Annotated in this window: 27 protein-coding genes; 12 read left to right on the forward strand and 15 right to left on the reverse strand. The window is 72.8% G+C overall.

Annotated elements, in window-relative coordinates; all coding sequences use genetic code 11:
- Positions 1 to 5: 5 nt before the first annotated feature.
- The 6 genes from JNK12_14235 to JNK12_14260 all read right to left on the reverse strand — a co-directional run bounded on the left by JNK12_14235 (position 6) and on the right by JNK12_14260 (position 4,938).
- On the reverse strand, positions 6 to 278 hold the full coding sequence (locus JNK12_14235; GenBank protein ID MBL8777097.1) for a sigma-70 family RNA polymerase sigma factor: 273 nt from the start codon (positions 276 to 278) through the stop codon (positions 6 to 8).
- Positions 279 to 283: 5 nt separating this feature from the next.
- The gene (locus JNK12_14240) at positions 284 to 508 is read right to left on the reverse strand and encodes a hypothetical protein (protein ID MBL8777098.1); all 225 of its coding nucleotides are present in this window, start codon (positions 506 to 508) and stop codon (positions 284 to 286) included.
- Positions 509 to 657: 149 nt separating this feature from the next.
- Positions 658 to 1,158: a hypothetical protein gene (locus JNK12_14245; protein ID MBL8777099.1), complete on the reverse strand. Its 501-nt coding sequence runs from the start codon at positions 1,156 to 1,158 to the stop codon at positions 658 to 660.
- 13 nt (positions 1,159 to 1,171) lie between these two features.
- Positions 1,172 to 1,753 carry a TetR/AcrR family transcriptional regulator gene (locus JNK12_14250; GenBank protein MBL8777100.1) on the reverse strand — a complete coding sequence of 194 codons (582 nt, stop codon included), beginning with the start codon at positions 1,751 to 1,753 and terminating at the stop codon, positions 1,172 to 1,174.
- A gap of 87 nt (positions 1,754 to 1,840) precedes the next feature.
- Complete coding sequence (locus JNK12_14255) at positions 1,841 to 2,137, reverse strand: winged helix-turn-helix transcriptional regulator (GenBank protein MBL8777101.1); 297 nt, start codon at positions 2,135 to 2,137, stop codon at positions 1,841 to 1,843.
- 125 nt (positions 2,138 to 2,262) lie between these two features.
- The gene (locus JNK12_14260) at positions 2,263 to 4,938 is read right to left on the reverse strand and encodes an HAD-IC family P-type ATPase (protein ID MBL8777102.1); all 2,676 of its coding nucleotides are present in this window, start codon (positions 4,936 to 4,938) and stop codon (positions 2,263 to 2,265) included.
- A gap of 278 nt (positions 4,939 to 5,216) precedes the next feature.
- On the opposite strand from JNK12_14260, the gene JNK12_14265 reads away from it, so the two are divergent.
- From JNK12_14265 to purE, 3 genes are read left to right on the forward strand one after another with little or no spacing between them, the layout of a single operon-like run.
- The gene (locus JNK12_14265) at positions 5,217 to 5,486 is read left to right on the forward strand and encodes a hypothetical protein (GenBank protein MBL8777103.1); all 270 of its coding nucleotides are present in this window, start codon (positions 5,217 to 5,219) and stop codon (positions 5,484 to 5,486) included.
- Positions 5,483 to 6,697, forward strand: coding sequence for a 5-(carboxyamino)imidazole ribonucleotide synthase (locus JNK12_14270; GenBank protein MBL8777104.1), 1,215 nt, complete (start codon positions 5,483 to 5,485; stop codon positions 6,695 to 6,697). Before JNK12_14265 ends, JNK12_14270 begins: the two co-directional genes overlap by 4 nt.
- Before the next feature lie 47 nt (positions 6,698 to 6,744).
- Positions 6,745 to 7,233, forward strand: a complete 489-nt coding sequence (gene purE, locus JNK12_14275; protein MBL8777105.1) for a 5-(carboxyamino)imidazole ribonucleotide mutase — start codon at positions 6,745 to 6,747, stop codon at positions 7,231 to 7,233.
- Here purE and JNK12_14280 read toward each other — a convergent pair.
- The 5 genes from JNK12_14280 to JNK12_14300 all read right to left on the reverse strand — a co-directional run bounded on the left by JNK12_14280 (position 7,212) and on the right by JNK12_14300 (position 13,264).
- A complete protein-coding gene (locus JNK12_14280) occupies positions 7,212 to 7,841 on the reverse strand; it encodes a response regulator transcription factor (GenBank protein ID MBL8777106.1) in 630 nt (209 codons plus the stop codon). The two genes, purE and JNK12_14280, sit on opposite strands and share 22 nt — an antisense overlap.
- Positions 7,838 to 9,154, reverse strand: coding sequence for a sensor histidine kinase (locus JNK12_14285; GenBank protein ID MBL8777107.1), 1,317 nt, complete (start codon positions 9,152 to 9,154; stop codon positions 7,838 to 7,840). Before JNK12_14285 ends, JNK12_14280 begins: the two co-directional genes overlap by 4 nt.
- A gap of 76 nt (positions 9,155 to 9,230) precedes the next feature.
- The gene (locus JNK12_14290; GenBank protein MBL8777108.1) at positions 9,231 to 9,617 is read right to left on the reverse strand and encodes a hypothetical protein; all 387 of its coding nucleotides are present in this window, start codon (positions 9,615 to 9,617) and stop codon (positions 9,231 to 9,233) included.
- 59 nt (positions 9,618 to 9,676) lie between these two features.
- The gene (locus JNK12_14295) at positions 9,677 to 12,133 is read right to left on the reverse strand and encodes an EAL domain-containing protein (GenBank protein MBL8777109.1); all 2,457 of its coding nucleotides are present in this window, start codon (positions 12,131 to 12,133) and stop codon (positions 9,677 to 9,679) included.
- Between the two features lie 78 nt (positions 12,134 to 12,211).
- Complete coding sequence (locus JNK12_14300; GenBank protein ID MBL8777110.1) at positions 12,212 to 13,264, reverse strand: polyprenyl synthetase family protein; 1,053 nt, start codon at positions 13,262 to 13,264, stop codon at positions 12,212 to 12,214.
- 81 nt (positions 13,265 to 13,345) lie between these two features.
- On the opposite strand from JNK12_14300, the gene JNK12_14305 reads away from it, so the two are divergent.
- Together JNK12_14305 and JNK12_14310 are read left to right on the forward strand one after the other, a co-directional pair.
- The gene (locus tag JNK12_14305; GenBank protein MBL8777111.1) at positions 13,346 to 14,059 is read left to right on the forward strand and encodes an HAD family hydrolase; all 714 of its coding nucleotides are present in this window, start codon (positions 13,346 to 13,348) and stop codon (positions 14,057 to 14,059) included.
- A 14-nt stretch (positions 14,060 to 14,073) separates the two neighbouring features.
- Positions 14,074 to 14,961 (forward strand): hypothetical protein, encoded by an 888-nt coding sequence (locus JNK12_14310; GenBank protein MBL8777112.1) that lies wholly within the window; start codon positions 14,074 to 14,076, stop codon positions 14,959 to 14,961.
- Here JNK12_14310 and JNK12_14315 read toward each other — a convergent pair.
- From JNK12_14315 to xseA, 4 genes are all read right to left on the reverse strand, one after another.
- The gene (locus JNK12_14315) at positions 14,890 to 16,605 is read right to left on the reverse strand and encodes a SulP family inorganic anion transporter (protein MBL8777113.1); all 1,716 of its coding nucleotides are present in this window, start codon (positions 16,603 to 16,605) and stop codon (positions 14,890 to 14,892) included. The genes JNK12_14310 and JNK12_14315 overlap by 72 nt on opposite strands.
- A complete protein-coding gene (locus JNK12_14320; protein ID MBL8777114.1) occupies positions 16,602 to 16,940 on the reverse strand; it encodes a helix-turn-helix transcriptional regulator in 339 nt (112 codons plus the stop codon). Before JNK12_14320 ends, JNK12_14315 begins: the two co-directional genes overlap by 4 nt.
- Positions 16,941 to 17,011: 71 nt before the next feature.
- Positions 17,012 to 17,263, reverse strand: coding sequence for an exodeoxyribonuclease VII small subunit (xseB, locus tag JNK12_14325; protein MBL8777115.1), 252 nt, complete (start codon positions 17,261 to 17,263; stop codon positions 17,012 to 17,014).
- A complete protein-coding gene (xseA, locus tag JNK12_14330; GenBank protein ID MBL8777116.1) occupies positions 17,256 to 18,512 on the reverse strand; it encodes an exodeoxyribonuclease VII large subunit in 1,257 nt (418 codons plus the stop codon). Before xseA ends, xseB begins: the two co-directional genes overlap by 8 nt.
- Before the next feature lie 35 nt (positions 18,513 to 18,547).
- Here xseA and JNK12_14335 point away from each other — a divergent pair, with 35 nt between their 5' ends.
- The 7 genes from JNK12_14335 (at position 18,548) to JNK12_14365 (ending at position 25,294) form a co-directional block, all read left to right on the forward strand.
- A complete protein-coding gene (locus JNK12_14335; GenBank protein ID MBL8777117.1) occupies positions 18,548 to 18,991 on the forward strand; it encodes a transcriptional repressor in 444 nt (147 codons plus the stop codon).
- Positions 18,992 to 19,057: 66 nt separating this feature from the next.
- Positions 19,058 to 19,759: an energy-coupling factor ABC transporter permease gene (locus JNK12_14340; GenBank protein ID MBL8777118.1), complete on the forward strand. Its 702-nt coding sequence runs from the start codon at positions 19,058 to 19,060 to the stop codon at positions 19,757 to 19,759.
- Entirely contained in the window at positions 19,756 to 20,046 is a 291-nt protein-coding gene (locus JNK12_14345; protein ID MBL8777119.1) for a hypothetical protein, read from the forward strand. Before JNK12_14340 ends, JNK12_14345 begins: the two co-directional genes overlap by 4 nt.
- Positions 20,043 to 20,780, forward strand: a complete 738-nt coding sequence (cbiQ, locus tag JNK12_14350) for a cobalt ECF transporter T component CbiQ (GenBank protein ID MBL8777120.1) — start codon at positions 20,043 to 20,045, stop codon at positions 20,778 to 20,780. The genes JNK12_14345 and cbiQ overlap by 4 nt, the downstream gene beginning before the upstream one ends.
- A gap of 1 nt (position 20,781) precedes the next feature.
- Positions 20,782 to 21,513, forward strand: coding sequence for an ABC transporter ATP-binding protein (locus tag JNK12_14355; GenBank protein MBL8777121.1), 732 nt, complete (start codon positions 20,782 to 20,784; stop codon positions 21,511 to 21,513).
- A 113-nt stretch (positions 21,514 to 21,626) separates the two neighbouring features.
- The gene (locus JNK12_14360) at positions 21,627 to 22,652 is read left to right on the forward strand and encodes an MBL fold metallo-hydrolase (GenBank protein MBL8777122.1); all 1,026 of its coding nucleotides are present in this window, start codon (positions 21,627 to 21,629) and stop codon (positions 22,650 to 22,652) included.
- Entirely contained in the window at positions 22,652 to 25,294 is a 2,643-nt protein-coding gene (locus JNK12_14365; protein MBL8777123.1) for an EAL domain-containing protein, read from the forward strand. The genes JNK12_14360 and JNK12_14365 overlap by 1 nt, the downstream gene beginning before the upstream one ends.
- Positions 25,295 to 25,308: the final 14 nt, after the last annotated feature.

A 25,308-nucleotide genomic window follows, 5' to 3' on the forward strand; every position in this document is an offset into this window, starting at 1 on the left:
GCGACTCAGGCGTCGGTGCGCTCGCCGAACCGCTCACGGGCGGCCTGCTTGGTGACGCCCAGGGCCATCGAGATTCGTCCCCAGCTCCGGCCGTTGGAGCGCGCTTCTGCCACGGCCTCGCGCAGGCGGCGCTCACCATCGGCGATGTCACCGACCGCCACGGCGATCGCCCGCAGATCGGTGGTGTCCTCTGCCGGGTGATCGACCGGGTTGAGTGTCTCCAGCCAGGCTTCCACCTCGGCCGCAGCACGTTCCAACTGCTCAGGTGTTCGTGGCATCGCTGCTACTCCAGGTAGACGTAGAGCTTCGGCCGCAGCTCCATCGCGTGGATCGCCACCGGGTCGCCGTCGGGGTCGAGCACGACGACCTCGAGGAGGCGGCCGTCCCGATCGGCACCGATGATGAGCAGGCGATCATCGGATGCGACGCAACGGAACTCGACTCGAACTGCATGGCGGATGTCCTCGTCAGCGATCCCGTGTTTGCGGGCACTCTCGGCGATCTCCAAGACAGGGTACCTTGTCTTCCCTTGTGGTGGAAGGGGCGGCGTGCTCGCCGGGACACGATACTCGTAAAGTGCACGAAAAATAGTGAAAGAGTCTAAAGACTGACGGCGCGCACGGAGGCTGGTCCATCGTCTAGGCACCCCCGCCGCCGCTACTCCTTGCGGTCGGGGTGCGGGCGGTGGCGCCGCCGGCCGAGGATGCGCAGGACGCGGGCCCGGTTGTAGCGCTGGATCAACAGGCAGGGCAGGTTGGCGATCAGCGCGTAGGCCACCATGGCCCACCACACGACGAAGGGGTTCCAGAGGAGGAACGCCGGCGTCGCCGCCATGATCGCCCAGTGGGTGTACTCGGCCCGGCGGGTCTCGATCACGTAACGAGGCAGGTCGGCCCGGGTCACGACCCGCTTGTCGTAGCCGTCGGCGAAGAGGTCGCCGGCCTCGGGCAGGCGGTCCTTCCAGCGGACGATGCGGAGGCGCCGCTCGTAGACGCGTCCTCCGTGCTCGAACGGGCGGAGGCGGGTGAGCGCCGTGTCGTGGTCGAGGCGGGTGTCGGGCAGTCGGTGGCAGACGTAGCCCGCCACGAGGCTGACCGCGAACCAGGCGACGGCGTCGCTCAGGACGAGGACCGCGGGAGAGAGCTCGACGAGCGGCACGCGCCCGGTCCCGTCAGCGGGGCTGGAGGCCCGAGAGGACGGTCTCGACGGTCGCGTCGATGAGCGCGTCCTCGGTCGCGCGGTCGAAGCCGAAGGGCATGAGCAGCACCGTGGCGGCGCCGTGGGCCGCGGTGAAGAGCACGAGGCTGGCTTGGAGCGGGTCGAGCGGGCGGAAGGCGCCGGTCTCGATGGCCTCGGCCACCGCCGCGGCGGACACGGCGAAGGCCTGGCTGGCCATCGGGAACTCGGCCCCCTCCGGGGCGCCGGGTGCGAAGTCCGGCGGGAAGATGAACATCACCGGGTAGAGCTCGGGGTTGGCCCGGGCGTGGTCGATGTACGCCCGGCAGTAGGCCTCCACCCGGGCCACCGGGTCGCCCTCGTCGACCCGCTCGAAGCGCTCGATCAGGCCGGCCAGCTCACCCTCGGCCACGGCGCGGAGCAGGTCGCCCTTGTCGGTGACGTATGCGTAGAGCGCCGGGGCGGTGACGTCGAGGGCCGAGGCGATGCGCCGCAGGGAGAGCGCCTCGAGCCCGTCGGCGATGATCGACCGCCGGGCCTCCTCCACGATGGCCGCACGGGTGAGGGCGGGGCGCATGCCGCCAGCTTCGCACCCCGCTCGTCGGCCGGTCCTATACAGCGGCGTACAGGTCCGACCCGGGTCGATCGCCGCGGCCCGGCGGCCTCAGTCCTCGGGGCGCAGGAGCTCGATGAGCTCGCCGACCGTGTGGGCGGATTCGAGGGGGTGGCGCAGGGGACGGTCGAGGTCGAGCACGTAGCGGTTGCGCCGGCCGACCCGCTCACGCTGGAGGTAGCCGCTCCGCTCGAGGTCGCCGAGGATCACCTGGGTGGCGCGCTCGGTGATCCCCACCCGGTCACTCAGGTCGCGCTGGCGCTGCTCGGGGTCACGGGCCAGGCAGAGCAGCACGTGGGCGTGGTTGGTGAGAAAGGTCCACCGGGGGCGCTCGAAGCTGTCGACCATTGCCGGGAAGCGTAACGGACAGCCACGGACCGTTCGGGAAATGGCAGGGGCGAAACGAGATTCGCCCCTGCCATACCCGGTGGTGGAACCACTCGCCGCGGGCCGTGGTGCCCGGCGGGCTTCGATCAGGCCGCGGTCGCGGCCGCGGCCGCGCGGCGTCGCACGACCAGTTTGCGGAGCTCGTCGAACCAGAGGATGGACGACGCCACCCCGATGGCCACGGCCCAGTCGGCGAGGGCGAGGTCGGCGGTGCCGAAGACGTCCTGGACCGGGTCGAAGTGCACGGCCGCGATCTGGAGGGCGACGACGCCCCCGACCGCCAGCCAGAGCTTGCTGTTGCTGAAGGTCTCCCGGTGGAACACCGAGGACCGCTCGACCCGGGCGTTGAACACGTTGAACACCTGGAACAGGACGAAGGTGGTGAACGCGAGGGCCAGGGCGTGCTCCTCGCTGCTGTTGGACTTCGACCAGGCCAGGACGCCGAGCGTTCCGGCGGCCATCACCGCGCCGTAGGCGATCAGCACGCTCAGGCGGCGACCGCTGAGGATGGTGGCCTTGGGGTTGCGGGGCTTGCGCTCCATCGTGTCGTGCGCCGGCGGATCGACGCCGAGGGCCATGGCCGGGGGACCGTCCATGATCAGGTTGATCCACAGCACCTGGATGGCGGTGAAGGGCGTGGGCAGCCCCGCCAGCTGCGCGCCCACCAGGCTCATGATGGCGCCGAGGTTCGTGGAGAGCTGGAAGCGCACGAACTTGACGATGTTGTCGTAGATCGTCCGGCCCTCGCGGACCGCCTTGACGATCGTGGCGAAGTTGTCGTCGGTGAGCACCATGTCGGCGGCTTCCTTGGTCACCTCGGTGCCGGTGATCCCCATGGCCACGCCGATGTCGGCCGTGCGCAGGGCCGGGGCGTCGTTCACGCCGTCGCCCGTCATGGCGACCACGTGACCGTCGTCGCGCAGGGCCCGCACGATGCGCACCTTGTGCTCGGGCGACACGCGGGCCACGACCCCGATGCCATCGAGGCGGCGGCGCAGCTCCTCGTCGTCCATCCGGTCGAGGTCGGCGCCGGTGACGGCCTCGCCCCGGATGCCGAGATCGGCGGCGATGGCCCCTGCGGTGACGACGTGGTCGCCGGTGATCATCTTCACGGTGACGCCGGCCTTGCGGCAGAGGGCGATGGCGTCGCGGGCCTCGGGCCGCGGCGGGTCGAGCAGGCCGACGAGGCCGACGACATCGAGGTCGGTGAGCAGGTCGACGGGTTCGCTCACCTCGAGGGCCGAGGCGGGGATCGTGCGCTCGGCGACCATGAGGACGCGGAGGCCGCGCCCGGCCATCTCGACCATGGCGGCCTCGACCTGCGTACGCGTGTCGGCGTCGATCATCGACCGGTCGAGCAACACGTCGGCGGCGCCCTTCACGTGGACGCGGACGAGGTCGCCCCATTGGTCGGGATCGGCGGCGTGGAAGGTCGCCATGAGCTTCAGGCTCGAGTCGAAGGGCACCTCGGCCACGCGGGGCGCGGCCTCGCGGGTGGGCTCGGGGTCGACCCCGCCCTTCGCGGCCAGGACCAGCAGCGCGCCCTCCATGGGGTCACCGAGCACCCGGCCCTCGGCGTCGAGGTGGCTGTCGTTGCAGCGGGCGATGGCGACCAGCTCGTCCTGCACCTCGGCCGTGGCCTCGGCGTCCGACGCGCCCGGCCGGGAGATGGTGCCCTCCGTCGAGTAGCCCTCGCCGCTGACGGCATAGGTGCGGCCGCCCACCCACAGCTCGCGGACGGTCATCTCGTTCATGGTCAGCGTGCCGGTCTTGTCCGAGCAGATGACCGAGGTGGCGCCCAGGGTCTCGACCGAGGCGAGGCGTTTGACGATGGCCCCGCGCTTGGCCATCTGGGAGGTGCCGACCGCCAGGGTGACCGTGACGACCGCGGGCAGGCCTTCGGGGATGGCGGCGACGGCCAGCGCCACCGACGACAAAAGGGTGTCGGTCACGGTCTCGCCGCGCAGGAGGCTGAGGGTGGCGTAGATGGCCACCGCCGCGAGGGCGACGAGGCCCAGCCGCTGGCCGAGGGTGTGGAGCTGGCGCTGGAGCGGCGTCGGCCCGACCTCGGCGGCGTCGAGCATGTCGGACACCCGCCCGAGCTCGGTGTCCATGCCGGTGGCGACCACGATCGCCTCCGCCCGCCCTCGGGTCACGACCGTGTTCATGTAGAGGGCGTTGGTGCGGTCGGCCAGTGGGCTCTCGGCGTCGACCGGGTCGGCATTCTTCGACACGGGGGTGGACTCGCCGGTCAGGGTGGACTCGTCCACCTCGACGCCGACGGCCTCGAGCAGGATCGCATCGGCGGGGGCCCGGTCGCCCGCCTCGACGAGCACGACGTCGCCCGGCACGAGCTCGGCGGCCGGCAGCTCGACCACGGCGCCGTCGCGCCGGGCGCGGGCCGTGGCCACGAGCATCGACTTCAGCGCGGTGAGGCTGCGCTGCGCCTTCATTTCCTGGGCGAAGCCGAGGAGGGCGTTGAGCAGCAGGACCACGGCGATGACGATGAGGTCCTTCACGTCGCCCACGAGCCCGGCGAGCACGGCGGCGCCGGCAAGGATGAGCACGAGCGGGTTGCGGAATTGGTCGATGAACAGGACGATCGGTCGGGGTGGTGGCGCTTCGGCCAACTCGTTGCGGCCGTGGGCCGTGAGGCGGTCGGCCGCTGCCTCTGCGCTCAGTCCGGCGGTCGGCGAGACCTCGAGGGTGCCGACGAGCTCGTCGGTGGGGACCGCCCAAGGGGCGGACGGAGTGCGCGGCATGAGGGAAGTCTCGTCGACGGTGTCGACGGAAGGCGCAACGGGGGCGGGCACGGGGGCTCCTCGGCTCGGTGGTCGGGCCGAAGGTCTTCCCCACCTGAGCTTCCAGGTGCCGAGGCCGGGTGCGGGCCTTCAGGCACGCACCGTGATGACGACGCTCGTCGTTGCGGGGTACTCCCCTTCGCTATGTACGAATTCAGATTAGTTCGTTGACACGGGGGTCACAACCAGCGTACAACGACTCACGAAACATACTTCGCTAGAATGCAGAAGGAGGCACCATGACCCCCGCCACGGCCACGCTCGCTCGTGCTCCCCACCTCGGCCCGATGCACGACGGCCCCGAGACCGTGCTCCGGCCCGGTGACCCGGTCGACGTGCGCAACCGCTTCGACGGCCGCTGGTCGACCGGCTTCCGGGTCGACGCGGTCATCGCCGACGACGACGGTTACCGGTTCCGTCTGCGCCGTCTGCGCCGTCTGCGCCGTCTGTCCGACGGTGCCGTGCTGCCGGCACTGTTCGCCGAGGACACCGTGATCGGGGTGCGGTGAGCGCCGTCGCCCCACCCTCCCCCGCTCCGGGCCGACTCCGGGTCGGCATCGTGGGTGGCGGCCAACTGGCTCGCATGACCTACGACGCGGCGGTGGACCTCGGCCTCGACGTGGCCGTCCTCGCCCAGCCCGGTGACGAGGCCGTCCGCGGCCACGTCCCCGACGTCACCGTCGTCGACGACCTCCACCTCGAGGTGCTCCGCCGGCTGTCCGCCCGGTGCGACGTGCTCACCTTCGACCACGAGAAGGTCGCACCTCGGCACCTTTCGGCGCTCGAGGCGGAAGGGCACGTCGTGCGACCCGGTGCGGGCGCCCTCACCCTGGCCGTGGACAAGGCGGCCCAGCGTCGCGACCTCCTCGCGCTGGGGTTCCCGGTTCCACCCTTCGCCATCGCCGACGACATCGCCACGGTCCGACGCTTCGCCCTGCGCCACGGCTGGCCGGTCGTCGTCAAGGCCGCCCGCGGCGGCTACGACGGACGGGGCGTCGCCCGCGTGGAGGGGCCCGGCGACCTGGAGGCTCGCACCTTGCCCTTCCTCGGGCGCCCCGGCGACCGGGTGGTGGTCGAGCCCCACCTCGCCATCGAGCGCGAGCTCGCGGTCCTCGTGGCCCGCCGGTCCGACGGATCCCACGTGGTCTACCCGGTGGTCGAGACCCACCAGGACGCTTCGGCCATCTGTCGGGAGGTGTGGGCGCCGGCGCCGATCGACCCGCGCGTGGCACGGGACGCGACGGAGCTAGCGGTCGGCATCGCCGACGCCATCGGCGCCGTGGGCATCCTCGCCGTCGAGCTCTTCGTCGTCGGCGGTGAGCTGATCGTCAACGAGCTGGCCGCCCGGCCGCATAACACGGGCCACCTGACCATCGACGCCGCGGTCACCTCCCAGTTCACCAACCACCTCCGCGCGGTACTGGACCTGCCTCTGGGAGCGACGTCGCTCCTGGCGCCGGCCTCGGCGATGGCCAATGTCATCGCGGAGGGGACCATCGACCTCGGCGCTCAGGACGTGCGGGAGGTGAGCGATCTCGTCGCGGGCCGGGTCGCCGTCCACCTCTACGGCAAACGCTCCCGCCCGGGTCGGAAGGTCGGTCACGTCACGGCCCTTGCGGACGACCTCGCCACCGCCCGGGCGCGAGCCCTGGAGGCGGCTCGCCACCTTTCGTCGCGCAGCGGGGGCGCGGCGCCCGACCGCCTGCCGGTGGCGTCGTGAGCGGCACCGCCTCCTGGGACCGGACCGCCCCGGTCGTGGGTGTGATCATGGGCAGCGACTCGGACCTGCGGGTGCTCAGCGGTGCCGCCGACGTCCTCGACCGCTTCGGGGTCCCGCACGAGGTGCGGGTGGTCTCCGCCCACCGCGCCCCCCACGCGATGCTCCAGTACGCCTCCACCGCCAGGGAGCGGGGGCTACGGGTCCTCATCGCGGGTGCAGGCGGCGCGGCCCACCTACCGGGGATGGTGGCGTCGGCGACGGTCCTGCCGGTGATCGGCGTCCCCGTCGGCCTCGCGCACCTCGACGGGCTCGACTCGCTCCTGTCGATCGTGTCGATGCCCTCCGGGGTGCCCGTCGCCACCGTCGGGGTCGACAACGCCGCGAACGCCGGGCTCCTCGCCGTCCGTCTGCTGGCGCTCGCGGACCCCACGCTCACCGAGCGGCTGGAGGCGCACGCGGCCGAGCTCGAGCACCTCGTCGAGACCAAGGACGCCCGGGTCCGATCGCTGGAGGCTCAGGCGAGCAGGTCGGGGTGACGCTCGGCCCACAGCGCGGCCTGGGTGCGGTCGGTCACCCCGAGGGCCGAAAAGACACTCGTCAGGTGGGCCTTGACCGTCTTCTCGCTGATGCCGAGGCGACGGGCGATGTTCTTGTTGGCCAGGCCCTCGACCACGAGCGCCAGCACCTCGCGCTCACGGGCGGTCAGCGACACGTCGGGCTCGGGCGCGCGTCGGCGCGACGCCATCAGCGCCCCCGCCACCTTGGGGTCCAACGGGGACTCGCCGCGCGCTGCGGCCTCGACGCCGGCGAGGAGCTGGTCGGGGCCGCTGTCCTTGAGGAGGTAGCCCACGGCGCCCGCGTCGATGGCCGCCATCACGTGGCGGTCGTCGGCGAACGTGGTGAGCACGAGCACCGCGGTGTCGGGCCGGGTCTCGGTGATGCGCCGGGTGGCCTCGACCCCGTCCATGACCGGCATGGAGAGGTCCATCAGGACCACGTCAGGCGTGAGCTCGGCGGCCTTGGCCACGGCCTCGGCGCCATCGGCGGCGGTGCCGACGCAGGTGACCGGCTCGAAGCGCTCGAGGAGGAGCTCGAGGCCGTCCCGCACGACGGCGTGGTCGTCGACCACCAGGACGCGGATCACGAGCGGGGAACCTCGAGGCGCACGGTGGTCCCCTCGCCAGGGGCCGACGTCACGGTGAGGTCCCCGCCGGCCTGCCGTGCGGCGTCGGTCATCAGCCGCAGCCCCACGTGGCCGTCGGGGGAGGCGGGGGTCCCGTCGGGGCCGAGCGTCGGCGCGAACCCGGCGCCATCGTCGGTCACGGTCAGCACGGCGGTCCGGCCATCCCCCTCGAGCTCGATGCCCACGCTCGAGGCCCGAGCGTGCTTGCGCACGTTCTGGAGCGCCTCGCGGGCCACCCGGTACACGACCGTCGTCTGCTCGTCGGAGAGGTCGAGGTCGGGAGCGACCTCGACGGACACCTCCGTCCAGCCGTTGCTGGACGCGACGAGGTCGCCGAGGGCGCGCTCGAGGCCGGCATCGGCCAGGTTGGGCGGGTAGATCTCGACGAGCAGCGAGCGCAGGGCGCGGACGCTGCGCCGGACGGTCCCGGCGCTGGCGGTGAGGCGACGCGCCTGCGTCTCGTCGTGATCCTCGTTCTCGGCTCGGTCGGCCAGGGCGGCCAGGGTGAAGCCGACGCCGGCGAGGTCCTGGACGACCCCGTCGTGCAGGTCGGCGGCGATGCGGCGGCGCTCGACGTCGGAGGCGTCGAGCGCCTGCTGGTAGAGGCGCTCACGCTCCTTCTGGCCCTGCTCGAGTCGTCGGGCCATACGCCACGCCAAGGTCAGCTGGATGGCCATGAGCACCACCAGGGAACCCACCATCACCGGGATCATCGACCGGAAGATCCGGGTGGCGTCGGAGTCGATCGACGCCTGGCGCTGGTAGATCTCGAACAGGTAGGGCTCGCCGTCGTCGGCCTGCACGCCCGTGTACACCTCGAGCAGCTCGCCGTACCCCCGCTCGTAGCGGTTCTCGGGCTTGGACAGGTCGCTCACGCCGGCGTCGGTCTCTCCCGAGCGCAGGTCGGCGAGGTCGTCCTCGTCGAGCTCGTAGCGGTCGCCGATCAGCTCGGGCTTGTCGGAGTAGACGATGCGGCCGTCGGCGGCCCAAACCCGGGCCGTGACGGTGGGGTCGACCAGCACCCCCGCGCGGACCAGCTGGTCGAAGCGGGCGAGTGCTTCGGGGTCGCCGGCGACGACGTCCTCGTTGAGGTTCGGTTCGATGACGGTGCGGGCCACCAGCTCGGCGGTGGCCTCGGCGTCGCGCCGGGCCTCCTCGGTGGCGATGCTGCGGGCGAGCCAGAGGCTGGCGGCCACCACCACGACGAGAGCGACCACGCCCGGGATGGCGAAGCGGAGCACCTCCCGCCGCACGGAGGTCGGGCGTCCGGTCACACGGGACATTGTGCGCGCGTGGACCCCGCCCGGCGGGTGGGCGGGGTCCACGAGGAGGTCGTCGGTGCGCAGGTGATCAGACGCTGAGCGTGCCCCGGCAGCGCTCTCCCGAGCGGGGGTTGACCGCGACGGCCACGAAGGTGTCGGTGCCGGCGTTGTCGGCGAACACCCGCTCGACGCCGAACGAGCCGCTGGGGGCGACGGTGGTGCGGGCCCCGCTGAAGACCGTGGCGCCGTTCTGGTCGATGCGGACGTTCCAGACCTGGCCGTTCTTGTTCGAGTCCACCTCGAACTCAGTCTCGAGGTTGCCGTCGCGGGCCTTGGCCTTGAGCTTCCAGACGGTACGGCCCGAGCAGGTGCCGTTGACCCGGGTGGCGCCGCCGCCGGAAGCCGAGACGGGAGCGGCGAGGCCGAACAGGAGGCCGGCGGCGAGGATGAGGGCGAGGAGGTTGCGCTTGTTCATGCCCTGACTATCGGGCCACCTCGGTCCGCGTCACCATCGGACCTTGGTCCTAGGACCCGTCAGAACCGCCGGTCCTGGGTGAGGAGGTCGGCCACGGCTTGCGCCGGTTGGGGGCGGGCCAGGTAGAAGCCCTGGGCCATGTCGCAGCCGAGGCGGCGCAGCTCGGCGAGCTGCTCGGCGGTCTCGACCCCCTCGGCGATCGCGGCCATGCCGAGGGCGTGGGCGAGGCTCAGGACCGCGGTGACGATCGCGGTGTCGCCCTTGTTGACCCCGAGGCCGGCCACGAAGGAGCGATCGATCTTCAACAGGTCGACCGGGAAGCGCTGGAGGTAGCTGAGCGACGAGTAGCCCGTCCCGAAGTCGTCGACCACGAGCTTCACCCCCAGTTCGTGGAGGCTGGTCAGCGCGCGGTGGGCGAGCTCGACGTCGTCCATCAGGACGCTCTCGGTGATCTCGAGGTCCACGAGGCCGGGATCGATGCCGGTGTCGGCCAGCACCGCGGCGACGTCGTCCACCAGGTGGGGGTCGCCGAGCTGTCGGCGGGAGAGGTTGACGCAGATGTACAGGGGCCCGAGACCGGGCACCTCGGCCTGCCACCGCTGGGCCTGGCGGACGGCCTGGTCGAGCACCCACCGGCCGATCGGGACGATGAGCCCCGACTCCTCGGCCACCCGGATGAACTCGCCGGGCAGGAGCAGGCCTCGATCGGGGTGCTCCCACCGCAGGAGGGCCTCGGCGCCGATGATGGCGCCGGTGCGGAGGTCGATCTTCGGCTGGTAGTGGATGCGCAGCTCACGGCGCTCGATGGCCTTCCGCAGCGAATTCTCGATGCTCAGGCGGTCGACGGCCTCGGCGCGCATCTTGCGGTCGAACACCTCGTAGCGGTCACGACCGTGCTCCTTGGCCTGGTACATCGCCGCGTCCGCGTCGCGGAGGAGGTCGCCGGCGTCGGCCGGCGCGACCGTGAAGGCGATGCCGGTGCTGGCCGTGACGAACACCTCGTCGTCACCGAGGTGGAAGGGCTCGGACAGCAACTGGCCCACCCGCTGGGCGATGCGCTCGGCGTCGGTGACCGCGGTGAGGTCCTCGGAGAGGATGACGAACTCGTCGCCCCCGAAGCGCGCCACGGTGTCGCCACCTTGGCGGAGCGCGTCCTTGAGGCGATCGGCGGCGGCGATCAGGAGCTCGTCACCACGGGTGTGGCCGAGGCTGTCGTTCACCACCTTGAAGTGGTCGAGGTCGAGGAAGAGCACGGCGACGCCCGTGCCGAAGCGCTGCGCACGGGCGAGTGACACCTCGAGGCGATCGAGCAGCAGCGCCCGGTTGGGAAGGCCGGTGAGAGGGTCGTGGGTGGCCTGGTGCTCGAGGGTGGCCTCGAACTCCTTGCGCTCGCTGATGTCGCGACCGACGCTGGAGATGTACTCCAGGTGGCCCTGGTCGTCGCGGTGGGCCAGGAACACGAGGGAGACGGGGACCTCTTCGCCGTCGCGCAGGAAGGCGGCTTCGCCGTTCCAGATGCCCTTCTCTTTGAGCGACGGGACGACCTCCTGGAGGTACCGCTGCCGGGCCCACGGCGGCACGAACGGGGCGAACTGGAAGGCATCGGGGTGCTCGTCGATGCCGAAGAACCGGCGGCAGGCCTCGTTGGCGTACACGAGTGCACCCGACCGGTCGGTGATGGCGACGAGGTCGGTGGTGGCCGAGATGATGTCGAGCAGCCGGCCGTTGCGCTGCTCCTCTTCGATGCGGGGGGTGACGTCCCAGAGGTTGACCACGATCCCGCCCACCGCGGCGTCGGCGAGCAGGTTGGTGAGCATGATCTCGACCCAGCGCCAGGTGCCGTCCTGGTGGCGGATGCGGCCGAGGACGTCGACGCTCGACCGGTCGTCGCGGAGCAGGCGGCGCCACACCCGCGCGGTGGCCGCGACCGTGCGATCGTCGGCGTACTCGTGGGGCCGACGACCCAGGAGCTCGTCGGCGGCGTACCCGAACACGTGCTCGACCGCGGGGCTGGCGTAGGTGATCAGACCGTCGGCGGTGGTGAGGAACACGGAGTCCGAGCTGTGCTGGGCGAGCGCCCGGAAGCGTTCCTCGCTGAGGGCGAGTGCCTCCTGGGCCTCGATCTGCAGGGTGACGTCGCGCAGGTTCACGAGCAAGGCGCGCACCTGCGGGTCGTGCAGCAGGTTCACGCCGGTGATGTCGATGTCGCGCCAGCCGCCGTCCTTGTGGCGGATGCGCACGATGAGGGTGTCGATCTCCTCGGGGTCCGTGAAGTCGAGGACCTGGCCGAGGTTGTGCGCCACCCGGCCGAGATCGTCGGGGTGGATGAGCTCGGACGCGTCGGTGTCGAGCACGTCGTCGGGCAGCCACCCCAAGAGGGGGGTGACCGCGGGGCTGACCCACCGGATGGCGAGGTCGCGGTCGGTGAGGACGATGGCGACGGGGCTGTGGGCGACGAGGGTCTCGAAGCGCACGTCGGCGCCGGCGGTGTCATCTCCCTCGGATTCAGCGGCCACCGCGTCGACCTCCGACTCTGACCCGGAAGTCAGGGTAATCGGCGTTCACCTGGGGGGTGGTGTGCAGGTGCGACGGACTCAGCGCTCGCGCTCGGCCACGTAATGGGCGAGGTCGACCAACGCCCGTCGAGCCTCGTGGGTGAGGGGGGCCTGTTCGACCGCGGCGATCGCGGTGGCGGTCAGGCGCTCGATGCTGGCTTCGATCTCCTCCCGGGCGCCGGTGTCCACGAGCACCGCCTGGAGGGTCGCCACGTCCCGTTCGCTCAGCTCGGCCCGGCCCACCTGGTCGAGGGCGGCGCGCTGGGAGGCGTCGGCCCGCTCGACCGCGACCGCCAGCATCGGCGTGGGCTTTCCCTCGAGGAGGTCCCCGCCGACGGGCTTGCCGGTGAGGCTGGTGTCGCCGAACACCCCGAGCACGTCGTCCCGCAGCTGGAAGGCTTCGCCGAGGGGGTCCCCGTAGGCCGAGAGGGGCGCGGCCAGGTCGGCGTGGCGGCCGGCCAGGGCGGCCCCCACGTGCAGGGGGCGCTCGATGGTGTACTTGCCCGACTTGTACCGGGCGATGCGGCGGGCGCCGGCCTCGTCGCGGTCGGCTCGGGCGGTGCCGAGGACGTCGAGGTACTGACCGATGTTGAGCTCGATGCGCAGCTCGTCCCACACGGCGGCCAGCTCGGGGGCGTCGGTCGGCAGCACCCGGTCGGCGAACACGTGGGCGAGGTCGCCGACGAGGATGGCCACGCCCTCGCCGAAGCGTCGGCTCTCGCCGCCCCAGCCGGCGTCGGCGTGGTGCGCGGCGAACTCGGCGTGGATGGTCTCGAGCCCGCGTCGGGTGTCCGAGTCGTCCATCACGTCGTCGTGCATGAGGGCGAAGGCGTGCAGCAGCTCGAAGGCCGCGCCGGCGTCGACCACGCGGTGGTCGTCGGGGTCGCCCCCGGCGCCGACGAAGGCCCAGTAGCAGAACGAGGGCCGCAGCCGCTTTCCCCCCGCGAGCACGAGGCGGCGCAGGGCATCGAGGGGCCAGGCCAGATCCGGCGTCAGGGCGGCCCACCGGGCGGTCTCGGCGTCGAGCAGCGCGGCGAGCCGGTCCTCGACGGCATCCGCCACCGCCTTCACGCTCGCCGGTGCGGACGCCACGGGTGCAGCCTACGGGCCGGACCCGCCGCACCCCGCACCGTGCCGGCTCACCCGGCGGGCGCGTCGCCTACGGTCGCGGCCATGGCCGCTGCCGGGATCGACGCCGTCATCTTCGACTGGGGCGGCACCCTCTCGGACTTCGTGGCCCTCGAGCTGCTCGACGTCTGGCGCACGGCGGCCCACCACCTGGACCCCGCACGCGAGGACGAGCTCACCGCCGCCCTGCTGGCGGTGGAGGAGCGCTTCTGGGCCCGCACCACCACGACCCAGGAGAGCGCGACCCTCGCCGACCTCTTGGGCGAGGCGTCCCGCGACCTCGGCCTCGACGTGGCCGAGGCGGTCCTGGAGGAGGCCGCGGTGCACCACCTCGATTCCTGGACGCCCCACATCGCCCACGACCCCGACGCCGTCCCGGTCCTGACCGCCCTCCGCGAACGGGGGCTGGCCATCGGGCTGCTCTCCAACACGCACTGGCCGCGGGCGTTCCACGAGGAGTTCCTGGCGCGGGACGGCCTCGACGGCCTCATCGACGCCCGCCTGTACTCCAGCGAGCTGAGTCACCTGAAGCCCCATCCGTCGGTGTTCCGGGCGGCGCTCGACGCGGTCGGCGTCGACGACCCGGCGCGGGCGGTGTTCGTGGGCGACCGCCCACTCGACGACATCCACGGGGCCCAGCAGGTCGGCATGCGCGCCGTGCTGCGCCCGAACCCCGACGTCCCCTCCTACGACGTGGTGCCCGACGCGGAGATCACCTCCCTCACCGAGCTCGTTCCCCTCGTCGACGGCTGGCGCTGAGTAGCGTCGGGCCCGTGACCGGGGGGTTCGCGAGGAGGGGTGCGCGTGCGTCGGCGGCGATTGCGGCCGCCGTCGTGCTGGTGCTGGGCCTGACCGCCTGCAGCAGCGACGGGGATGGGGGCGACGGCGGTGGCAGCGGCGGGCCGCCGGACGAGACCACCACCACGACGGCCGCGCCGCAGGTCGAGGCCACGAGCACCGGGGAGCAGACCATCAACCCGGGCTACCGCCAGGGGCTGGCCAGCCTGCCCGACGGCGGCTGGATCTTCTCGGGGACCACCGTGCTCGCCCGCACCGACGAGGCCCTCGAGCAGCAGGTGGCCGACACCACCGCGGTGCCCGACCAGTTCCTCCCTGACGGCTACAACCACGTGGGCGACGTCGACGTCGCCGACGGGGTGCTCTACGTGCCTCTCGAGCAGCCCGAGTACCAACGCGACGAGCAGGTCATGGCGTGCTTCGACCCGGAGACCTTGACCTACGTGGACTCCCAGACCGTGGCGCAGCGTCACAACTCCTTCATCGCCGTGGAGGGCGAGCTCGCCTATTCGATGAAAGGGTTCAGCGGCGATCAGATCCTGATCTACCGGGTGGGCGAGAGCTGCACCTTCGAGCCGCTCGAACCCCTCCAGATGAGCGCTCGGGTCGACCGCGTGCAGGGAGCGGACGTCGCCGACGGAGCGCTTTGGCTCGCCACCGACGACGCCGAGCGGGCGCTCTACCGGGTCGACCTCGACACCGGCACCGTGGCGCCCATCGGGGCGATGAGCGACGTGGCCGACGAGGGCGAGGGGGAGGGGATCGACGCCACCGTCCGGCCGTCGGGCCTCCTACACGTGGTGAACATCGTCGACACCCTCGACGTCCGCCTCGAGCACTTCGAGGTCGCCGAGGTCGGTTGACCTCCGACCCACGTGCAGACGGGCGTGGGCCACGGCGGCATCGAGGTCGTCGAACAGGTGACGTTCGTGGGCGAGCCGGTCCAGCGCGCCGACGGCCTCGAGCACCTTCAGGTGCTCCGGGCGCGGCCCTTTCAGCAGCACGGTGATGCCACGGTGCTCGAGCTCGTCGACGATCTCGCCGAGGGCCTGGGCCCCGGTCGCGTCGAGCACCTGGAGGCCGGGGAGCCGCAGGATGACCACCTCGACGTCGGCGACGGCGGCCAGTTCGGTGAGGAAGCGCTGGGCGGCGCCGAAGAAGAGGGCCCCGTCGAGGCGGTAGGCGACGATGTGCTCGGCGAGGAGGTCGCGCTCGGCGTCCGGATCGACCTCGGGGTCGACGGTGACCGGCACGGCCTCGGCGGTGCGGGCGACGTGGCGCAGGGCGAGGACGGCGGCGGCGGCGACCCCGATCTCGACCGCGACGATGAGGTCGAACACCACGGTCGCCACGGCCGTGAGCACGAGCACGATGGCGTCGGAGCGAGTCGAGCGCAGGACGGCGCGGATGTTGTGCACGTCGACCATCCGCACCGCGGTGACGATGAGCACACCGGCCAGTGCGGCGAGCGGGATGCGGGCCACGAGCGAGGCGGCGAAGAGGACGACGGCGACGAGGGTGACCGAGTGCACGAGCGCCGCCACCCGGGTGCGGGCACCCGCCCGGACGTTCACCGCGGTGCGGGCGATGGCGCCGGTGGCGGGCATGCCCCCGAGGAGCGGGCTGACCACGTTGGCCAGCCCTTGGCCGAACAGCTCGCGGTCGGGGTCGTGGCGGGGGCCGTCGGCCATGCCGTCGGCGACCTTGGCCGACAGGAGGCTCTCGATCGCGGCCAGGGCGGCGATGGCGAATGCCGCGCTGAGGTAGCGGTCGAGGTCACCCACGGCGACGTGGGGCAGGTGGAGGGTGGGCAGGGCCTGGGGCAGGGTGCCGATGGTGGTGACGTCGAGGTCGGCGACCGCCGCGACGACCGTGGCGGCGAGGACCGCGAGGAGCGACGCCGGCAGGGACCGGTGGAGGCGCGGCGCCACCACCATGATCACGGCCACCAGCGCGACCAGGCCGACTGCGGCGAGGTTGACGTCGCCGATCGCGTCGGCGACGGCGCGCCCGGCCACGACCGCTGTGTTCTCCCCCTCGGGCTTGGGGACACCCAGGGCGTTGGGCACCTGCTGGAGGGCGATGATGACCGCGATGCCGAGGGTGAAGCCCTCGACCACCGGCCAGGGGATGTAGGCGAGGTAGCGCCCGAGCCGCAGCAGCGCGCCGGCGATGACCAGGAGCCCGGCGAGGACGCCGGCGATGATCACGCCGTCGGCGCCGTGGCGGGCCACGAGGGGCACCAGCACCACGGTCATCGCGCCGGTCGGGCCGGACACCTGGAGGTTCGAGCCCCCGAACACCGCGGCGACGACGCCGGCCACGATGGCGGTGGTCAGACCGGCGGCGGCGCCGAGACCCGTGGTGATGCCGAAGGCGAGGGCGAGGGGGAGGGCCACGACGGCGACGGTGAGACCGGCCACCAGGTCGTTGCGCCAGCGCCGGCGCAGGCCGTCGTAGTCGGATCGTCGGGGGAGCAGCGCGGTGACGCGGGCGGGTGCGTTCATCCGGGCACCTCGGCGGCGAGGTCGGCGATCAGGTCCCGGGTCTCGGTGAGGTTGTTGAGGAGCAGCTGCTTCGCCACGGCGAGCAGGTCGGCCACGAGCGGGTCCCGCAGCGCGTAGTGCACGGACGACCCCTCCCGGCGGGAGGTCACGAGGCCGGCGCGGCGCAGGACGCCGAGCTGCTGGCTGAGGTGGGAGGACTCGATCCCCACCAGGGGCTGGAGGTCGCCGACCGTGCGCTCGCCCTCCACGAGGACCTCGAGGATGCGCACGCGTGCCGGGTGGCCGAGGGCCTTGAACAGGTCGGCCTTCACCTCGGCCAGTGGACGGTTCTCCATGGTTTGATCATATGACGTATTCGTCAGATAGTCAGATCAGTGCCGTCGCCCGTCCCTCGGCCACCCGTGCCTCAGGTCGGGTCGGGGTCGTCGAAGCCGGCCACGATGCGCTCGACCTCCATGCGGGCGCCGTCGATGCGGCCCCGGCAGTGGGCGATGAGCGCCGCCGCCCGCGCCACCCGCTCGGCCAGCAGGTCGACGTCGAGGGTGTCGTCCTCGAGCTCGGCGAGGATGGTCTCGAGCTCGGCGAGGGCCTCGCCATAGCCCAGCTCGGCGACGTCGGCGACGTCGATGGCTGGGTCGGAATCGTCGGGGTCAGGCATCCACGGTGCTCCGGATCTCGCCGCCGCCCACCCGCGTGTGCAGGTGGTCGCCGGGGGTGACGTCGTCGGGGGACCGCACGAGGCGGCCGTCGGCGGTACGGGTGAGCGACCAGCCGCGGGCCAGGGTGCGGGCGGGATCGAGGGCCAGGACCCGCGCTTCGAGCGCGTCGAGGTGGCGCGCCGCCTGGCGCACCGTCCGGGGCGGGTCCGTCGCGAGCCGGTGGCCGGCACGGTCGAGGGTGGCCTCGGCACCACGCAGGCCGGTGCGGCTGGCGTGCACCACGGCGCCGGCGGCGCCGTCGAGGGTGCGCTGGTGCTGGTCGAGCTGCGCCTCGCTGCGCTGCACCACGCGGCCCCACACCTCGTCGCGTCGGGCGCACCAGCGCAGCACGCGGTCGACCAGGCCGGCGGCGCACGCCGTCGGCGTCTTGTAGCGGGTGTGGGCCACGGCGTCGGCGACGCTGTCGTCGGTCTCGTGGCCGATGCCGGTGAGGACGGGGACGGGCAGCAGGGCGATGGCGCGGGCGATGAACTCGCTGTCGAAGGCGGCCAGGTCGGACCGGGCGCCGCCGCCCCGCACGAGGGCGACGACGTCCACGTCGAGGCCGGCGGCGGCGCGCAGGGCGTGGGCGACCGTGGCACCGGCGAGGTGGCCCTGCACCCGGGCGTGCACGACGGTCACCTGCCAGCCGAGGCCGCTGGACTCCAGCTCGTGGAGGAAGTCGTGGCAGGCGGCGCTGCCGTCGCTGGTGACCAGGGCCACCCGGAGCGGGACCGCGGGGAGGGCACGGCGCCCGTTGGCGTCGAGCAGGCCTTCGGCGGCCAGCGCCTGGAGCAGTCGGTCGCGCTCGGCGGCCATCCGCCCGAGCGTGTAGGCCGGGTCGATGGCCGACATCTGGAGCTGCACCCGGCTCTGGGCGTTGTAGAAGCTGACCGTGCCCCGGATGCGCACGGCCAGGCCGTCGGTCATGCGCAGGCCCGCGCCGGACTCCTTGAGCGTCTGGTTCACGCCGTGCTTGTCCGACTCCCAGAGCACGACGGGGATGGACGCCGCCTGGCGCCGGCCTGTGGCCGAGGGTTCGACCAGGTCGAAGTAGACGTGCCCGCTGGCCGGCCGGCTCAGGCTGTGGATCTCACCCTCCACCCACACGGGCGCGGTGAAACCCTTGCGCAGCACGGCGGCGATGCGCTGGCTCAGCTCGCTGACCGTCAGCGTGCTGAGCGCCTCGGTGTCGAACAGCTGGTCCACGGCGCCGACGCTAGCCAGCATGCGATGATCGGGCGATGGCCTGTGAGGGGGCGGCGCACGAACCCGAGGTGGACCGCCTGCTCGCGCTGTTGGCTGCGGACGGTGGACGGCGCACGCCGGCGCGGCGGACCATCGTCGCCGCCTTCGTCGCCGCCGGCAGTGCCCTCACGGCCGACGAGCTGACCGTCCGGGTGCAGGACGCCGCCCCCGAGATCAACCAGTCCACGGTCTACCGGGTGCTCGAAGCGCTCGAAGCGGTGGGGGCCGCCGACCGGGCCGAGACCGGGCGCGAAGCGGCGTCGTGGCACCTGGTGGCCGGCGCCCACCATCACCTGCGCTGCTCGTCGTGCGGCCGCGTCGAGGAGCTGGCTACCGAGCACGTGGATCCCTTGGCGGCGGCGGTCGACCGCGCGACCGGTTTCGCCCTGTCCGATCACCTCGTGCTCGCCGGACTCTGCGAGGCCTGCCGGGCCGGCTGACCCGCTCCCCGAACCCCCTACTGCGAACTGCTTGCAACAGCAGGAGGTCTGCGGTAGGACGGGGCGGTGCACATCCCCGACGGGTTCTTCGACGCCCCGACCTCCGTCGCGGCGGGGGCGGTCGCCGTCGGCGGTGTGGCCGTGGCCATCCGCCGCACCCGCGAGCAGATGGCCGAGAAGGAGGTGGCGCTCGCGGGACTGACCTCCGCGTTCCTCTTCGCGGTGCAGATGATGAACTTCCCGGTGGCCGCGGGGACGAGCGGCCACCTGCTCGGCGGGGTGCTCGCCGCGGTCCTGGTCGGCCCCTGGCTGGGGGTCCTCTGCCTGACCGTCGTCGTCGTGGTGCAGTGCCTCCTCTTCGCCGACGGCGGCCTCAGTGCCCTCGGCCTCAACGTCGTGAACATGGCCCTCGTCCCCTGCCTCGGGGGCTGGGTGGTCTTCCGCGGCCTGCGCCTCGTGCTGCCCCGCTCGCACGCCGGCGTGGTGGTCGCCGCCGGCGTGGCCGCCGGCCTCTCGGTGGTGCTCGCCGCCGTGGCCTTCACGGTCGAGTACGCCGTCGGGGGCACGGCCGATGTCTCGGTGCGAGCCGTGCTCGGCGCCATGGTGGGGGTGCACACCCTGATCGGCGTCGGCGAGGGTGTGATCACCGGAGCGGTCGTGGCGGCCGTGCTCGCCGCCCGTCCCGACCTCGTGGTCGGAGCGAGGGACCTCCTGGGCGCCGTCCCCGTCCCCTCCGCCGCAGCTCCGGCGGGCGAGGCACGCTCGTGAGTCGACGGGTCCTGGCCCTGCTCGTGGCCGGAGGGTTGGCGGTGGCGCTCGCCGTCGCGGTGCTCGCGGCCCCTTGGGCCAGCAGCGAGCCCGACGGTCTCGAGCGCGTGGCCACCGACGAGGGCATCGCCGCCGAGCAGGACGACCACACGTTCGCCGCCAGTCCCGCTGCGGACTACGCCACCGCTCCTTGGCGGGCGGCCGGCGTGGTGCTGGTGTTCGCCCTCGGAGCCGGCCTCGCGGCGATCGTGCGCACCCGGCGGCGCGGCGACCCCGCCGTCGGGTGACCAGGGCAGAGCGCCTGCCCGCCCACGTCAAGGTGGTCGGCGCGCTCGTCTTCGTCTTCGGCGTGGTGGCCACCCCTCGCACCGCGGTCCCCGCGCTGCTCGTCGACGCCGTCGCCGTGGCCGTCGTCGCGGGCCTGGCCCGCGTCCGGGCCTCGACGGTGCTGCGCCGCCTCGTCATCGAAGTGCCGTTCCTCGCCTTCGCCCTGCTGCTCCCCTTCGTGGCCAGGGGGGAGCAGGTCGTCGTCGCCGGGGTCGCCGTGTCCGAGGAGGGGCTCTGGGCGGCGTGGAACATCCTCGCGAAGGGCACCATCGGCGTGGCGGTGGCGGTGGTGCTGTCCGCCACGACCCCGGCGGCGGACCTGTTGGCCGGCCTGGACCGATTGCGGGTCCCCGTCGCCTTCACCGCCATCGGCGGCTTCATGGTCCGCTTCGGCGCCGTGCTCGGCGGCGAGGTGGAGCGCCTGCGCATCGCCCGGATCTCGCGGGGGGACGATCCCCGCTGGCTCTGGCAGGCCCGCTCGGTGGCCACCACCGCGGGGGCGCTGTTCGTCCGCTCGTTCGAGCGTGGCGAGCGGGTCCACGTGGCCATGGTCTCGCGTGGCTTCGACGGCACCTGGCCCCGTGGCGACGACGTCCCGGCACCCCCGTCGGCGTGGCTCGCGGCCGGAGCGTTCGCCGCGGTGTCCGTCGTCGGCGCCACCGTGGCGCTCGTCGCGGTGTCGGGGGTGGGCTGACGTGGGTGTCCTGGTCGAGGCCGTGCACCACGCCTATCCGGACGGACGGGTGGCGCTCCGCGGCGTCGACCTCGAGGTGGCGACGGGGGAGCGGGTCGCGGTGCTCGGTCCCAACGGCGCCGGCAAGACCACCCTGGTGCTCCACCTCAACGGGGTCCTCCTCCCACAGGCGGGCCGCGTCCTGGTGGACGGCCTCGACACCACGGCGAAGGCAGACGTGCGCGAGGTCCGCCGCCGCGTGGGCATCGCCTTCCAGGACCCCGACGACCAGCTCTTCTGCCCCACCGTCCGCCAGGACGTGGCCTTCGGCCCGGCCAACCTCGGCCTCGACGGCGACCAGGTCGAGGCCCGCGTGGTCGAGGCCCTCGAGGCGGTGGGCATGGCCGACGCCGCCGACCGGGCGCCGCACCACCTCAGCCTCGGGGAGCGCCGGCGGGTGGCCGTCGCCACGGTGCTCGCGATGCGCCCCACCACCCTCGTGCTGGACGAGCCGTCGGCCAATCTCGACCCGGCCGCCCGCAGCGAGCTGGCCGCGGTGCTCCGCTCGCTGCCCGAGCTCACCCTCGTGGTCGTCACCCACGACCTGCCCTACGCCCTCGAGCTGTGCCCCCGCTCGGTGGTGCTCGACGAGGGCCGGATCGTCGAGGACGACGCCACCGCCGTGCTGCTGGCCGATTCCGACCGCCTCGCTGTCCACCGCCTCGCCCTGCCGCACGGCCTCCGTCTCGCCTGAAGGCCTCCTTCCTCCCGTTCCGGGTACGCCGGAGGGGCCGTCCACGACACGGGGGAGTACCCAGAAGGGCTGGGACGGGGTTCTCGGGGCGGTCGGGGTGCGAGAATGGCGGCGTGGGGGACACGTTGATCGGGCCGGGGGTCCGCCAGATCGACACACTGCTCGGTGGGTGGGAGCGGGTCACCGCCGGCTACCTGATCGAAGGGCCGGCGCCCGTACTGGTCGAGACGGGCAGCCAGAGCTCGGTGGCCGAGCTGCTCGCCGCCCTCGACGCGCTGGGGGTCGCCCCCGACGAGCTCGCCGGCATCGCCGTCACCCACATCCACCTGGACCACGCCGGCGGGGTGGGCGACGTGGCCAAGGCCTTCCCCAAGGCCACGGTGTACGTGCACGAGCGGGGGGCCCGCCACCTCGTCGACCCGAGCCGCCTCGTGGCCTCGGCGGCCACGGTCTACGGCGACCTGCTCGACACGCTCTACGGCCGCCTGGAGCCCACCGCGGCCGAGCGGGTGCACGTGCTCGCCGACGGGGAGGACATCCGCATCGGCCCCACCCGCACCCTCACCACGGTCGACTCGCCCGGTCACGCCAAGCACCACCTCGCCCTGCACGACTCGGAGAGCGGACTGCTGTTCGCCGGCGACGCCGTGGGGGTGCGGTTGCCCGACGCCGGCATCCTGCGCCCGGCCACCCCTCCGCCGGACTTCGACCTCGACCAGGCGCTCCACTCGCTCGACCGCTTCGCCGAGCGGCGGCCGGCAGGCATCGCCCTGGCCCACTTCGGCCTCGTCCCCGACCCGGGCGAGATCCTGGCCGAGGCCCACGACACCCTGCGGCGCTGGGCCGAGGTGGCCGAGGCCGCGTGGCGGGAGGACCGTGACATCGCCGCCGCGCTCGACGAGGCCTTCGGGGCCGACCTCGCGGGTGTGGACCCTGCCCTGCGTGAGAAGCTGGAGACGCTGAACGGCATTCACTCCAACGCCGCCGGGTTCCGCCGATGGCTTGATCAACGGGCCGGCGCCGGCCCGGCGACCCACCCGCACCCGCATCGCCATCCCCACTCCCATGGCCACCCGCACCCCCACGCCGAGCCCCCTGCGGGCGACGACGCCCTCGGAGCCTCACCCCCGGAGGGCTGATGGCTGACACCCCGGTGTCGGGCTCCGACGACCGCACCCGGGCGGCGCTCGCCGCGGTGCGGGCCGAGGCCTTCCACGTCGCCGCCGCACAGGTCAGTGACGCGCTCCTCGTGACCGTCCAGGAGCGGCCCGGCGAGCACACCGTCGCGTGGGTGAACGACGCTTTCGAGCGCCTGACCGGGTGGCCGGCCGACGACATCCTCGGGCGCTCACCCGGGTGCCTCATCGGCGAGCGGACCGACCCGGCGGTCGTGGCGCACCTCGTCGGGGCCATGGCCGACGACCGCCCGGCCCACGAGCGCCTGGTGCTGCACCGACGGGACGGCACCTCGTTCGTGGTCGAGGCGAAGTACGTGGCGCTCTGGAGCGAGCCCGTGAGCCACCTCTGGCTGCTCCGGGACGTCTCCGACGTCGCCGCCACCGAACAGGCGCTGCGCCGCACCGAGGCCTGGGCGAGGGCCATCATCGAGCACTCCGACGACGTGCTCATCGTCACCGACGACCAGGGGCGCATGACCTACGTCGGTCAGGCCGTCGGCCACGTGCTCGGATATGACGCCGACGAGCTGACCGGCCGGGACTGCTTCGAGCTGGTGCACCCCGAGGATCTCAACCGGGTGTTCGGGGACTTCGGTGACGAGGTACGAGGCGTGGCGAAGCGCACGCCCACCGAGCTGCGGGGGCGTCACGCCGACGGCACCTGGCGACACCTCAGCGTGCTGGCCACCAACCTGCTCGACCTGCCGGCGGTGCAGGGCATCGTTTTGAACTGCCGCGACATCTCGCGGCACCGTGCCGTCTCCACCCTGCTCTCCGAGCAGAGCCAGGTGCTCGAGCGGGTGGCGCGGGGCATGGCGCTCGATGACACCCTGGCCTCGATCATCGAGCTGGTCGAGGGGCGCATCCCCGGCGCACAGTGCTCGATCGGTCAGCTCGACGACGCCGGCCGCGTGCGGGTGACCGTGGCGCCCACCCTGCCGGACGAGGTCGTCGCCGCGCTCGACGCGGTCCCGGGCACCTCGACGCTCGGGCGCTCGTTGCGGGCACCGGGGCCTCCTGCGGTGATCTACGACGACGTGGCCACCGACTTCCGGTGGGCGGGCGCCCGCGACGTCCTGCTCGAGCACGGCCTCCGGGCCTGTTGGGCTCTGCGCCTCGACGCTCCCGGCACGGGTGGGCTGTTGGGAGCGATCGCGGTGTACGTGCCCGAGGCGCGGGTACCGGACCCCGACGAGTTGCTCCTGCTGGAGCGGGTCACCCACCTGGCGGCGATCGCCGTCGAGCGCGCCGAGTTCGAGGCCACCCTCGAGCACGAGGCGCTGCACGACAAGCTGACCGGTCTCCCCAACCGCTCGCTGCTACTCGACCGCATCGAGCAGGCGCTGGCGCGGTCCCGTCGTCTCGGCACCGCGGTGGCGGTGCTGTTCATCGACCTCGACGACTTCAAGGTCATCAACGACAGCCTCGGCCACGCAGCCGGCGATCGCCTGCTCCAGCAGGTGGCCACCCGCTTCCACCGGCCGCTCCGGGCGGGTGACACCGTCGGGCGCTTCGGTGGCGACGAGTTCCTGCTCGTGTGCGAGGACGTGGAGGACGAGGCGGGGGCCGTCGCAGTCGCCACCCGTCTCGCGATGGAGCTGGAGCCGCCGTTCGAGCTCGACGACACCACCGTGTTCGTGCGGGCGAGCGTTGGCATCGCCCTCGCCGCCGGCGGGTCCCAGCTCGATCCGACCACGGCTGCCGACCTGGCCCACGAGGCCGAGTCCCTGGTCCGCAACGCCGACGCCGCGATGTACCGCGCCAAGGAGCGCGGTCGGTCCCGCTACGAGGTGTTCGAGGAGGATCTCCACCGCCAGGTGGTCCGTCGCCTCGACCTGGAGCGTGAGCTCCACCAGGCCGTCGCCGAGGACCAACTCGTCGTGCACTACCAACCGCTCATCGACGTGCGCACCGGGGTCATCACCGCGGTCGAGGCACTCGTGCGCTGGGAGCGGCCGGGCCACGGGCTCGTGGCCCCCGCCGAGTTCATCCCCGCCGCCGAGGACATCGGCCTCATCGTCCCGCTGGGCGAGGCCGTCCTCGAACGGGCCGCGCACCAGGCCGTCGAATGGACCACCATCGCGCCCGAGCTGACGGTGATGGTCAACCTCTCCGTGCGCCAACTGGCCGACGAGCGCTTCCTCGAGCGGGTGGCGCGCGTGCTCGACGAGTCCGGGCTGCCGGCCAGTCGCCTCTGCTTCGAGGTCACCGAGTCGGCGCTCGCGGCCGGCCTCGGCCTGGTGGACACGCTGCGACAACTCTGCGACATGAGCGTCGGGTTCGCCATCGACGACTTCGGCACGGGGTACGCCACCCTCGACTACGTGCGCCGCTTCCCCATGGCCAACCATCTGAAGATCGACCAGTCCTTCGTCGCCGGGCTCGACGCGGCGGACTCGCCCGACCGGGCCATCATCTCGGCCGCCATCGTGCTCGGACAGTCGCTCGGGTTCACCGTGGTGGCCGAGGGGGTCGAGACGGAGTCACAGCTGGCGATCCTGCGCGAGCTCGACTGCGACGTCGTGCAGGGCTACCTGTTCAGCCGGCCGGTGCCCGCCGACGAGATCGCCGCCCTGCTGGTCGACCCCCGTCCGTGGCTCTAGGTCTCGCCGCTCGA

The organism is Acidimicrobiales bacterium, from assembly GCA_016794585.1.
Lineage (GTDB): Bacteria > Actinomycetota > Acidimicrobiia > Acidimicrobiales > DATDAH01 > JAEUJM01.

What these genes read in the sequence shown, in the direction of transcription:
- JNK12_14365 (MBL8777123.1), top strand. Translation starts at nt 22,652, where the DNA reads ATGGCTGACACCCCGGTGTCGGGCTCCGACGACCGCACCCGGGCGGCG.
- purE (MBL8777105.1), top strand. Translation starts at nt 6,745, where the DNA reads ATGGGCAGCGACTCGGACCTGCGGGTGCTCAGCGGTGCCGCCGACGTC.
- JNK12_14255 (MBL8777101.1), bottom strand. Translation starts at nt 2,137, where the DNA reads ATGGTCGACAGCTTCGAGCGCCCCCGGTGGACCTTTCTCACCAACCAC.
- JNK12_14320 (MBL8777114.1), bottom strand. Translation starts at nt 16,940, where the DNA reads ATGGAGAACCGTCCACTGGCCGAGGTGAAGGCCGACCTGTTCAAGGCC.
- JNK12_14315 (MBL8777113.1), bottom strand. Translation starts at nt 16,605, where the DNA reads ATGAACGCACCCGCCCGCGTCACCGCGCTGCTCCCCCGACGATCCGAC.
- JNK12_14335 (MBL8777117.1), top strand. Translation starts at nt 18,548, where the DNA reads ATGGCCTGTGAGGGGGCGGCGCACGAACCCGAGGTGGACCGCCTGCTC.
- JNK12_14250 (MBL8777100.1), bottom strand. Translation starts at nt 1,753, where the DNA reads ATGCGCCCCGCCCTCACCCGTGCGGCCATCGTGGAGGAGGCCCGGCGG.
- xseB (MBL8777115.1), bottom strand. Translation starts at nt 17,263, where the DNA reads ATGCCTGACCCCGACGATTCCGACCCAGCCATCGACGTCGCCGACGTC.
- JNK12_14265 (MBL8777103.1), top strand. Translation starts at nt 5,217, where the DNA reads ATGACCCCCGCCACGGCCACGCTCGCTCGTGCTCCCCACCTCGGCCCG.
- JNK12_14290 (MBL8777108.1), bottom strand. Translation starts at nt 9,617, where the DNA reads ATGAACAAGCGCAACCTCCTCGCCCTCATCCTCGCCGCCGGCCTCCTG.
- JNK12_14235 (MBL8777097.1), bottom strand. Translation starts at nt 278, where the DNA reads ATGCCACGAACACCTGAGCAGTTGGAACGTGCTGCGGCCGAGGTGGAA.
- JNK12_14305 (MBL8777111.1), top strand. Translation starts at nt 13,346, where the DNA reads ATGGCCGCTGCCGGGATCGACGCCGTCATCTTCGACTGGGGCGGCACC.
- JNK12_14260 (MBL8777102.1), bottom strand. Translation starts at nt 4,938, where the DNA reads ATGCCGCGCACTCCGTCCGCCCCTTGGGCGGTCCCCACCGACGAGCTC.